We start from the raw sequence: 11,034 nt of genomic DNA on the forward strand, positions 1-11,034 counted from the left end.
TTGTGATTTTTCATGTTCAATAACAAAAACATTACGTCCCACCAGAGTAACCAGTACAGAATGTTCAACATTATAGTATAAAACATCACTGTTGGCGATATTTTCCCAGACTATATTACCAGCCCCAGCAATAATGGCTTGATAATTCGTTGGTATTGAACATACGAGGTTTTCAAACTCAATACCTTGTCCATTTCTTGTAGGTTGGGTTAAGCGACAGCGCAACCCAAGGCATTGGTTGGGTTTCATGCTTCAACCCAACCTACAAATCAAGGCTTTTTCTAATTTGGACAAGGTATTGCAAACTATATGTTTAATATATTCAGGTTTTTTAGCTGGCACTGTAGGAAAGCGAAATTATAACTGACAAACAGTTATTTTCCCAGCTTACATGATTTTCCTGGGTTTTGGCTAATTTAAGGTTTCGCTCCTCAAAGACGGCATCAAACCCATTATCCTCATCAGACCTAAATCAAGTGGAAATCGTTTTTTGTGGATTTTTGCAACTATTAATCATTGATCTGCTGATTTTTGGGCTAGATATTGCTACACTGAATTTCATACAAAATTATAATTTTTGTTCCCTGCACCTTGTGAGAGCATAGAATCAGCTTTCTGGTGTCATCAAGAAAAGAAAGATAAAAGAGCAAATCAAAACATGGTAGAATCCCTCAGAAAACCAGGCTTTGACGAAATCCGTTCTGGAATTAAGTCCCCGGCCAAGGAAACCCTTTTAACACCAAGGTTTTACACAACCGATTTCGATGAAATGGCGCGGATGGATCTTTCCGTCAATGAAGAGGAATTAGAAGCTATTATTGCAGAATTCCGCATTGACTACAACCGCCATCACTTTGTTCGGGATGCTCAGTTTGAACAATCTTGGGACTCTATTGACGGAGAAACTCGCAAATTATTCGTTGAATTTCTCGAACGTTCTTGTACAGCAGAGTTTTCCGGCTTCTTGTTATACAAAGAACTCGGTCGGCGTTTAAAGGATAAAAGCCCTCTTTTAGCTGAAGGCTTTAACCTGATGTCACGGGATGAAGCCCGTCACGCTGGGTTCTTGAACAAAGCTATGTCAGACTTTAATCTTTCTTTAGATTTAGGGTTTTTGACTAAGAGTCGTAGTTATACGTTCTTTAAGCCCAAATTTATCTTCTACGCTACCTATCTTTCTGAAAAGATTGGTTATTGGCGCTATATCACCATTTATCGTCATTTAGAAGCCCATCCTGAAGATCAAATTTATCCAATTTTCAACTTTTTTGAGAACTGGTGTCAGGATGAAAACCGTCACGGTGATTTCTTTGATGCGGTTATGAGAGCGCAGCCACAAATGTTGAATGACTGGAGAGCAAAACTCTGGAGTCGCTTCTTCCTGTTGTCAGTATTTGCAACTATGTATCTCAATGATATTCAACGCAAGGATTTCTACGCTTCCTTGGGATTGAATGCGCGAGATTATGATATTCATGTAATTAAGAAGACCAATGAAACCGCTGGTAGAGTCTTCCCTGTTATGTTGGATGTTGAAAATCCAGTATTTTATGAGCGTTTAGATGTTTGCGTCCAGAATAACGAAAAATTGGCAGCAATTTCTAGCTCTAATACGCCTAAATTCCTGCAATTCTTCCAAAAACTTCCAATCTATCTATCTCATGGTTGGCAGTTATTACAATTATATCTGATGAAGCCTATTGATGCGGCTTCTGCTCACGGACAAGCTCGTTAATTTGAGTTTGATTTTTGCTTGAGGAGGTGGTTTTGTCTGAGACAGAACCACTTTTTTTGTTAGAGTGTTCCAACGAAAAAATGATCCAAAAGTTCACTCACTTCGACAAAAGATTTCAACGAACCATTTAGTTAAAGTTGGCAAGGGTTAAAAAGATGCGTTTCAGTCCCCTTGCGGGGATTAGATATGTGGAAACTTGAGTGGTATTTATCATCTATAGAAATTAAATATGTGTTTCAGTCCCCTTGCGGGGATTAGATATGTGGAAACCAATTAGAACCGCGAATAGTAAAATAGGAGATAAATTACCTAGTTATCAAGAAGGTAAAGATTTCAAAGATATTTGGACTCAAGCATTCATCAAACATTTGAGAGATAATATACCCAATAATTCTACAACCGCAACCCAAACACAATCTTAAAGAGGTAAAAAATGGCTTTCAGTAATTACAAAACCATCGGTGAAGTCCTCAAAGCATTTCAAGTTACCTATATAGAAGCTAATTTCATCAGCGAAATTGCTTTTAATATTCCCGACTATTTCCGCGAAGATTTAGAATTAATGATGAGGGATGCTGTTGTTGATAACTCAGAATTTGCTATCTGTGAAAATCTCATTTATCCCGTTCTCAAAGAAGTTTGGAAAACCTACCGTCAACACTTTGTTTTATGGAGTCATCAATCATTAAATTATGATGAAAAATTATCAGGATTTCCTGAATATATTTTAGCTAAACGTTCCCCTTTAGGTAAAATCGTTTTTGACAAACCATACTTTATCTTAGTTGAAGCCAAACAAGACAACTTTGAAACAGGTTGGGCGCAATGTTTAGCTGAAATGATCGCAGCGCAAAGATTAAATGGCGAATATCAAATCATTATTTTTAGCATTGTCTCTAATGGTGCAACATGGCAATTTGGTAAATTAGAAAATGAAATATTTACCAAAAATAGCACTTATTACACAATTCAAGAACTAGATAAATTATTTGCTGTTGTTAATTTTGTATTCCAACAATCTGAATTACAGCTAAATAATTTAGTTTTAGCTGCTGCTTAACTTCATATTCCCAACCTAATATTATGCACAAAAAATTTGTCAATCACTGTACTATAGATTTAACTATTATTCCTGATGGACCAATTCTTATCAAATCAGGAAAAGAAGGAGCAGACCCCACAAAACCAGATATGGAATTTGTGGAAACCTATCATGCTGGTGGACGGACAATATATTTACCAGGAAGCAGTTTAAAAGGTGCAATTCGCGCTCATGCTGAACGGATTGTCAGAACAGTAGGAGATGAAAAAACTTTACTCTTGCACAGTTAGGTTTAATAGGTTTAGTGTTACGAGATTTAAACGATGGTTGGTTTGGCTTAGGTTTTGCTAAATCTCGCGGTTTGGGTACTGTTAAGGTCAAGTTAAATCAAGCAGTTATTCAATATCCTGATTGTGAACTTAAAAACGGAAATATTCACATTTTTGGTAACAAAAAAGAACCTTGGGCTGTCAATTCTATATTAGGAGTAGGAGAATCCTTAGACAGTAAAGAAGCTGAAAAATACAATTTTCCTAATTCAGATAAACAGTATAGTGAATCTGCTATTACTGAATCTATGGATTTAAATTTTGGTGTTAAACTAACTTGGTTAGGTGATGATAAAAACGGTGTACATGATTTATTTACTCAAACCGTAGAATCTTGGAAAAAGGAAATCTAATAACATGAATCTGAAGCCTTTCGTCGGTTATCAAGAAAAACCTTTATCAGTTGCAGATTTATTGAAAAGATAAAAAATATCCCATTGCTTTAAAAGTTGGTGGTGGTAAACCGATTGGTATGGGAACAATGACGGTAAATATTGATAAAATCAATCAACCACAGAATTTAAAACAGCGTTATTCATCCTATCAAGTGAGTGAAAACGATGATTTAATAGGAGATAAATTACAGCAATTTATCCAAAAACAAATTCAGGCTGCACATTCAGGGTTGATTCAAAAAGAACAATTAGAACAACTTGCAGCTATTTTACGTTATCCCAGTGGTAGACAAGCACCATCAGGAATGTACTAAATTATGAGTTTAACAGATAAACAGTGGGAAATTGCTCATGCGATCGCCCAAACTTTAGTCCAAGAACATACAGATGCTAACGAAGTCAGTAAAGCTGTTGCATATTTACGGACAGTTATTGATCAAAATGATGGTATCTCGTTCCCAGTCTCTGACTGGGAATGCTATCACAGAGGCTCTGCCTCTGCTGTTATTGAAGGCAGAGCCTTCTAGAATTCGTTCCCATACAGAGTATGGGAACGAGAAAAAAGAAAAAAGAGCAGAGGGCAAAAGAGCAAGAGTATAAAGGGCAACTAAGTCCTCGCCGCACCACTACATACAACCCGAAAACCAATAGCGCCGTTGCCGAAAGCGAGGTTGTAGTCGTCGCGAGAAGCAGAACGGCAATTCCCAGGATGGTCGTCCCACGAACCACCGCGCAGCAGATTCAGATTGCTTAGACTAATCAAAGCACTACCATTTATAGGCGCATTTATATAATTTTCATGCCAATCATCTTCGCACCATTCCATCACATTACCGTGCATATCATACAAACCAAAAGCGTTAGGGGGAAAAGTTCCTATATCTGTGGTTTGTCCTCGATATTGTCCTTTTGGTGCAGCAGCGTAGGCATAGTTACCATCATAGTTTACCAAATCTGGGGTAATACTTTCACCAAAATAAAAAGGTGTCGTTGTTCCCGCCCTACAAGCATACTCCCATTGTGCCTCACTGGGCAACTTATAGTTTTTACCTGTTTTTTGGCTTAACTTTTGACAAAAATTAACTGCATCATTCCAACTCACTTTTTCAACAGGACGATTATTACCTTTGAAGTAAGCAGGGTTGTTTCTCATGATAGCTTGATATTGTGCTTGAGTCAAAGGATATTTACCGATAAAGAAGCTGGGAACATTAACTTGATGTTGGGGACTTTCATAATCCTCTCTTCCCTCTTCATTTTCCGGTGAACCCATGTAAAATGTCCCTGCGGGTATTTCCACCATTTCCAACATCACCCCATTTCCCAAATCTTCCACAAAGTAATTTGCTGAGTGGTTGCGTCGGTTGATAATGCTTCCTTTCTCGTTGGTTGTGACAACTTCAAAAGTGAAAGTTTTGAGTAGTTGCCCTGGGGTAAAATAAGCCATAATAAAATTTAAATTGTCAGAATCAGGATTTGAGGATTTTCAGGATAAAGAGGAAAATAATTATATTGGTGTTGGAAAAGTCTATATATATGGGCGCACACTTTTCCACTCATAACATAGGCTTTTGGCTTTGTCAAGCCTTGATGATAATTTTAATGATTTTGAATTAAACCGCATCTACTTTGAATCGCATAGTTTTTTCTTAATCGGGTTTTTGCTGATTACCTATCCACCAAGCCAAACCACCCATAAATAATACCCCCATAACTCCCTGTAAAGGATTATTATTCACACCAGTAACCCAATCAGGAACTTGTCCCGAATATTGGGTTAATTGCCCGACATTAATGATATAATAACCCCAAACCAACCCACCATGTAAACCAATAGGTAAACCCAAACGTCCCCGTTTCCAACGTTTTCCCCATACCTGCGTTAACCCCAACAGCACCAAAGCCGGAAACTGGGGTAAAGTGTGAATAATTGCCTCCAAAGGTTTAATAAAGTGGGATACAGCAAATAAAATTGCATCTATCCAGAGAGCGATATTTAATTTATAATCTCGTTGTAACTCATCCAATAACCAACCCCGAAATAATAATTCCTCTGCAAAACCCACACCCAAACTAACTAATAAACCTTCTAAAATTATTCTCCCTAAAAATACTTGTGGTTGTTGCCATACCAACCAACCTAGTACACCTTCCAAACCAAATAAAACTAAAACAGTAGTTAGTCCAATAGCCAACCCCTGCAACACATTCACCCCATTCAGGCGTGTAAATTCTAAACCATAATGGCTGAATATTTTTGGTTGTTGATAAACTTGCTTACCCCAAATATTCAGCAGAAAAATAAACTCTACATATAATATCACCAGCGTCAAAATACTTTCTAAATTAGTATCTTCAACTAGCAAATAAATTGGTACAGCTAGGGGTAGCCATAAAAATAGTAAGGCCAGTATAAAACAAACCAGCCTCACAGGAACGGGGTATTGGGTAAGTTGAGTGAGATTAATTTTCATAAAGTTAGTCAATTATCATTAGTCAACAATATACTGCTAATGACCAATGACCAATGACTATTCGTCAGGTTCAATCGTACTACTTAAACCATGATTATTGAGGGTTTCAGAATAGAACTCCGCGTGTTCTTGAGCGCACCTAATTACTAAAGCTAACCCGTTATGGTGAGCTTCCATCATAATACTAACAGCTTGCGGTTGGGTGATGCTATTAACAGTAGTCATTAGCACCTGTACTACATACTCCATCGGATTATAATCATCATTATGAAGCAAGACGCGATACTGAGGCGCAAGCTTGCGGGATGTAGAACGCTTCTCAATGGTTTCGACTGACACGATTCTTTGCTCTTTTATTGTTGATTTACTACAATACAGTCCTGTTAGGCATTTGCTCAACAGTTATTTACTTCTGCACTGCCGCGGTTTCACCTGGAAATACTTTTGGCGTTGCTGAGAAGTTTTTTCCTAAAGCATCATAACACAAATAAAAGAAATTTGCATTGATAATGGGACAGAGAAAATTTTTCTTTGCCTTCTATCTCCTCACTAGCAACAGAAATTATTAAAATCAAGGAAACTGCAACATAGTTCCTACTCTAGATAGTTATGGATATCAGCCCAAAATTTCAACCAGGACAAATTGTGTCCTTGGATTATAGTCATCAAAATCTTTATGCAGAAGTTATTGAAATCGTGGTTTCCCGTCAATTGTGCTGGGTGCGTCCTTTACTGCTTGTGAACTCTACCCAAGAATTACCACTTGTGATGGATTTACAAAATGTATCTGATTTGTTATGGCCATTAGATTTATTTAGACCGGCTCTAGATACAGAAGTTATTGCTTTTTTAGGGCAACTTTTTCCCAAAGAACTCAAATTTGAGCCTGATTTAGGAGCTAAACAACAATTTAATTTATTTATTCATCAACTGTGGCAAGCATATCAACAAGGACAAGAAACATAAAGAGACTTAATTGCATAGGTAATACTAGCAACATAGGATGTTAGTAAGCAGCGTTGATGCCCAGTGCGATGAGACTTATCCCCAAGTAGGAACTAACTGTACTCTACCAGCATCCATCTCGGCCATTAGTAATTCTAAAGCTTCATAGTCAACATCAGAGATATGACCAAGCTTTGTTAATTCTGAGTTAATCTCATTTTCGATTTCTGGCGTTAGCTTGCGGATATGCAGGGCTTTTTCTACCAACTGACGAATCACGTATCGAGTTTTCATAACAAATAAACCAAATTGCAGTTACTAGTCATTATCTCAGACAATGTTCGGTATAAAAGGTGATTTATACCTCTCGACCCTGTGATTTAGATCACTACTAAATAATCAAGACCAGTTATTCGGTAACTCTGTTTTTATCAGCGACAAAGGTAAAAATCAGGGCTGACAACTACAGAGAAATTTTACTGAAACCACCTCCATTCCTAGCTTCAGCAATAGTATTGCTATAGCGACAGATGATTAATCTGCATTCAGAAGGCATAAGTAGATTGTTTTTTAACTCGCTAAAAAAAAATGTATATATAAGTACACTTTACCATTGACTTATGACAATCTTTAAATAAACCCACTCAACCTATAAAGATTGAGTAAAGAGACTTCCAACTTGTAGCCAAGTGAGGAAAAAAAGTTATCTTCAAACCAAATGCAAATTTAAACTTATAAAAGCTTATATGATAATTTAAATATAATTCCTAAAACTTTGCGCCTTTGCTTCTTTGCGCCTTTGCGCGAAACATAATTCATGCAGCACCAAATTTGCAAGATAAAATTATTGAACTCAAGTTAAAATCTCTAATTAATGCTAGTATCAGAGTGGTTAGCTGTAATTTATGGTAGCTAGAAGATAGCAAGTGGCTGTTTTAGTTGAACAATTAATAACATCGGATATTTTAAAACCTGCTCGTTACCTGGGTAATGAGCGTTTAGCAGTCCATAAGCCTTGGGATACGGCAACAATTCGTTGGGTTTTGACCTATCCAGAAGTGTATGAGGTAGGAGCATCAAATTTAGGGCATATCATCTTATACAATATTTTGAATGCCCAACCTCGTCAATTATGCGATCGCGCGTACTTACCCGGAGCGGATTTAGCCGCCAAACTTCGCACTACGCAGACACCCCTGTTTGCAGTGGAATCTAAACGGTGGTTAACGGACTTTGATATTTTAGGCTTTAGTCTCAGTTACGAATTAGGCGCAACTAACATCTTAGAAATGTTAGATTTAGCCGGAATTCCCGTCACTAGAGAAGAACGGTTACAGGGAAATTACCCGCTAATTTTTGCCGGTGGACAAACAGCAACATCTAACCCCGAACCTTATACAGATTTCTTTGATTTCATCGTTTTGGGAGATGGTGAAGAACTACTTCCCGAAATAGGCTTGGTTTTAGAAGAAGGGAAAAAAACAGGCTGGAATCGAGAAGAACTATTATTAGACTTGGCACAAATCCCTGGTGTCTATGTGCCGCAGTTCTATGAAATGGGTATTGGTGGGGCTGTATATCCCCTGCGTCCAGATGTCCCCAAAAGAGTCCTGAGAAGAGTAGCTACGCCCATTCCTGCCTATTCTATTGGCTTAGTACCTTATGTAGAAACAGTCCATGATCGCCTCACCATTGAAATTCGTCGAGGTTGTACTCGCGGTTGTCGCTTCTGTCAACCAGGAATGCTAACTAGACCAGCGAGGGATGTCGAACCGGAAAAAGTAGTAGAAGCTATAGAAAAGGGAATGCGGGAAACTGGTTACAATGAGTTTTCCCTGTTGTCTTTAAGTTGTTCTGATTATTTAGCCCTACCAGCGGTGGGGATGGAAATTAAAAATCGCTTAAAAAATGACAATATTTCCTTAACCTTACCTAGTCAAAGAGTAGATAGATTTGATGAGAATATTGCTAATATCCTGGGAGGTACGCGCCAAGGTGGGTTGACCTTTGCCCCGGAAGCGGGTACACAAAGAATGCGGGATATTGTTAATAAGGGTTTGACAAATGAAGAATTATTGCGAGGTGTAAAAACAGCTTGGTCACAAGGTTGGGATAAAATCAAGTTGTATTTTATGATTGGTTTACCCGGTGAAACAGATGCCGATGTGATCGGTATTGTAGAAACGGTCAACTGGTTAAAACAGGAATGTTGGGAAAAAGGCCGAAGATCGTTAAACTTTACCTTGACCATTTCTAATTTTACCCCCAAACCCCATACTCCCTTTCAATGGCATTCAGTCTCCACAACGGAATTTGCGAGAAAGCAAAATCTCCTGCGACAAGAGTTTCGCAAAATGAAGAATGTGAAAGTAAATTTCACGGATTTTCGCATCTCCGCCATGGAAGACTTTATTGGTAGAGGCGATCGCACTCTGGGGAAAGTGTTACGTAGCGCTTGGGAACTGGGTGCAGGTATGGATTCTTGGTATGATAATGTAGATGCAGCATTTACAGCTTGGGAAACAGCCATTACCGAAGCCGGTCTAGACTGGAAATACCGTCAAGTTGAAAATGGCGAATGGAATCTGTTTGCTGCTGACAACAAAGAACCAGAAACCCTCTCACCTTTGGATACTCCCTTACCTTGGGATCATATTGATACTGGCATTGATAAAAAGTGGCTACAAGAAGACCTCCAACGCGCTCTAGAAGCCGCAATTGTCCCTGACTGCTCTTTTGAAGGTTGTTCTCATTGTGGAGTCTGTGGCACTGATTTCGGTCATAATGTGGTTGTGGCTGCACCACCCATTCCCAGCTTTATCGGTGATTTTGTTCCCAACACCACCAAAGCTCAACGATTGCGAGTATGCTTTGGCAAACAAGGGGATATGGCTTTGGTCAGTCACTTGGATTTAATGCGTCTATTTGATCGAGTTATGCGCCGTGCCAGTTTACCAATTACATTCACAGGTGGTTTTCATCCTGGTCCGAGGATTTGTCTAGCCAGTGCTTTGACTTTAGGTGCTACCAGTGAAGGGGAAATTGTTGATTTTGAGTTGACCCAAGCCATTGATATTGAAACTTTTCATGCCCAATTGGTTAAGCAGCTACCTACTGACATCCCTATATATAATGTGGTAGAAGTAGATATCAAGTCTCCCTCTGCTACCCAATCTCTAGAAGCAGCCGAGTATTTACTAACAGTGTCTATACCCCAAAGCGAGGTACAACCGGCACAATGGCAAGGTTGGATTGAAACTATTAAAAATCAAGAGGAGATTTTATCGGCACATACAACTAAATCCGGTAAGCAGCAATTAATAAATCTGCGTGATCGCCTGTGGGAGATAGAATTAATTTCAGCATCCAACCGAGAATCAGACTCAACAGCAGTATTGCGTTATTTGGGTGTCTGTCGTCCCGACGGTGTGATCTTGCGTCCTGAGCAAATATTGTCTATGCTGGAAACAGTGGCGAATGGAGAATTTCACCTCTTGCATATCCACCGCAAGCGTCTAGTTATTGGATAACTTGCTAGTAGTTGCCAAAAATTAGGACATTGTGGGAATTGATTTTTCGCAAGGTTGCGTTAGAATGATAATCAAGAGAAATTTTCTGGTGCTGCATTGAATGACTTGATTCACTGCCTGTGATCATTACAGGAGCGAAGGCAAAGATATAAGAGTGTAACTTCTAAGATTGTATCCCAGACAAATTCCGCTGCTGATTACAAACCACTCTCTCTATAGCTACCTTGTGAATCAATCACTAACAATAGCTTTCGTCAACTTCTCCATTCACTGATACATTCTATCTCTTAAATAAGACTTGCTTTGATTGCGGGCTTTTATGCAATTGCTGCAAATGCAAGTGTGTTTAATTGTAAAAAATACCACGTAAGTATTGACAGAGATTAAAACCCTGCCAAAATTCTTGTAAAGATGACTCAGTGAGTTATCTGCACCCAGCTAGACTTTCTAGTAAAAACACGGATAGTGAATCCAGTGCTAAAGGCAGATTTCCCCCCGTCAGCAGATGGTAAACCCAAAAAGAAACCGTGTCTAAACGCGGAGGTTTTACACAAAGTGTGTGCTATTTAGATATAGTCAACTTT

General features: G+C 38.7%; 10 protein-coding genes and 3 pseudogenes. 8 read left to right on the top strand and 5 right to left on the bottom strand.

Annotated elements, in window-relative coordinates; genetic code table 11:
- Positions 1 to 12: 12 nt before the first annotated feature.
- Positions 13 to 150 (bottom strand): annotated as a pseudogene (locus tag HGD76_RS05430) (metal-dependent phosphohydrolase); the annotation flags it as partial.
- A gap of 508 nt (positions 151 to 658) precedes the next feature.
- Between HGD76_RS05430 and acsF the strand changes: the two are divergent.
- From acsF to HGD76_RS05460, 6 genes and pseudogenes are all read left to right on the top strand, one after another.
- Positions 659 to 1,735, top strand: a complete 1,077-nt coding sequence (gene acsF / locus HGD76_RS05435) for a magnesium-protoporphyrin IX monomethyl ester (oxidative) cyclase (protein WP_148763146.1) — start codon at positions 659 to 661, stop codon at positions 1,733 to 1,735.
- A 260-nt stretch (positions 1,736 to 1,995) separates the two neighbouring features.
- Complete coding sequence (locus HGD76_RS05440; protein ID WP_210422343.1) at positions 1,996 to 2,157, top strand: hypothetical protein; 162 nt, start codon at positions 1,996 to 1,998, stop codon at positions 2,155 to 2,157.
- An 11-nt stretch (positions 2,158 to 2,168) separates the two neighbouring features.
- Entirely contained in the window at positions 2,169 to 2,795 is a 627-nt protein-coding gene (locus HGD76_RS05445) for a hypothetical protein (protein ID WP_148763144.1), read from the top strand.
- Positions 2,796 to 2,818: 23 nt separating this feature from the next.
- Positions 2,819 to 3,459 (top strand): annotated as a pseudogene (locus HGD76_RS05450) (RAMP superfamily CRISPR-associated protein).
- Positions 3,460 to 3,587: 128 nt separating this feature from the next.
- The gene (locus tag HGD76_RS05455) at positions 3,588 to 3,815 is read left to right on the top strand and encodes a hypothetical protein (protein WP_233467053.1); all 228 of its coding nucleotides are present in this window, start codon (positions 3,588 to 3,590) and stop codon (positions 3,813 to 3,815) included.
- 3 nt (positions 3,816 to 3,818) lie between these two features.
- Positions 3,819 to 4,028, top strand: a complete 210-nt coding sequence (locus tag HGD76_RS05460) for a hypothetical protein (RefSeq protein WP_148763140.1) — start codon at positions 3,819 to 3,821, stop codon at positions 4,026 to 4,028.
- Positions 4,029 to 4,108: 80 nt separating this feature from the next.
- On the opposite strand, the pseudogene HGD76_RS05465 reads toward HGD76_RS05460, so the two are convergent.
- From HGD76_RS05465 to clpS, 3 genes and pseudogenes are all read right to left on the bottom strand, one after another.
- Positions 4,109 to 4,921, bottom strand: a pseudogene (locus tag HGD76_RS05465) (formylglycine-generating enzyme family protein); the annotation flags it as partial.
- A 229-nt stretch (positions 4,922 to 5,150) separates the two neighbouring features.
- Positions 5,151 to 5,975 (bottom strand): CPBP family intramembrane glutamic endopeptidase, encoded by an 825-nt coding sequence (locus HGD76_RS05470; RefSeq protein ID WP_168695186.1) that lies wholly within the window; start codon positions 5,973 to 5,975, stop codon positions 5,151 to 5,153.
- A 57-nt stretch (positions 5,976 to 6,032) separates the two neighbouring features.
- Positions 6,033 to 6,314, bottom strand: coding sequence for an ATP-dependent Clp protease adapter ClpS (gene clpS / locus HGD76_RS05475; protein ID WP_041457654.1), 282 nt, complete (start codon positions 6,312 to 6,314; stop codon positions 6,033 to 6,035).
- Positions 6,315 to 6,584: 270 nt separating this feature from the next.
- On the opposite strand from clpS, the gene HGD76_RS05480 reads away from it, so the two are divergent.
- Entirely contained in the window at positions 6,585 to 6,941 is a 357-nt protein-coding gene (locus tag HGD76_RS05480; RefSeq protein ID WP_210967732.1) for a hypothetical protein, read from the top strand.
- Positions 6,942 to 7,016: 75 nt separating this feature from the next.
- Here HGD76_RS05480 and HGD76_RS05485 read toward each other — a convergent pair whose 3' ends face one another.
- Positions 7,017 to 7,214, bottom strand: coding sequence for a hypothetical protein (locus HGD76_RS05485; protein WP_015078743.1), 198 nt, complete (start codon positions 7,212 to 7,214; stop codon positions 7,017 to 7,019).
- Between the two features lie 632 nt (positions 7,215 to 7,846).
- On the opposite strand from HGD76_RS05485, the gene HGD76_RS05490 reads away from it, so the two are divergent.
- Positions 7,847 to 10,450, top strand: coding sequence for a TIGR03960 family B12-binding radical SAM protein (locus HGD76_RS05490; protein ID WP_168695187.1), 2,604 nt, complete (start codon positions 7,847 to 7,849; stop codon positions 10,448 to 10,450).
- Positions 10,451 to 11,034: the final 584 nt, after the last annotated feature.

The organism is Dolichospermum flos-aquae CCAP 1403/13F (assembly GCF_012516395.1).
In the GTDB taxonomy this organism is placed as follows: domain Bacteria; phylum Cyanobacteriota; class Cyanobacteriia; order Cyanobacteriales; family Nostocaceae; genus Dolichospermum; species Dolichospermum lemmermannii.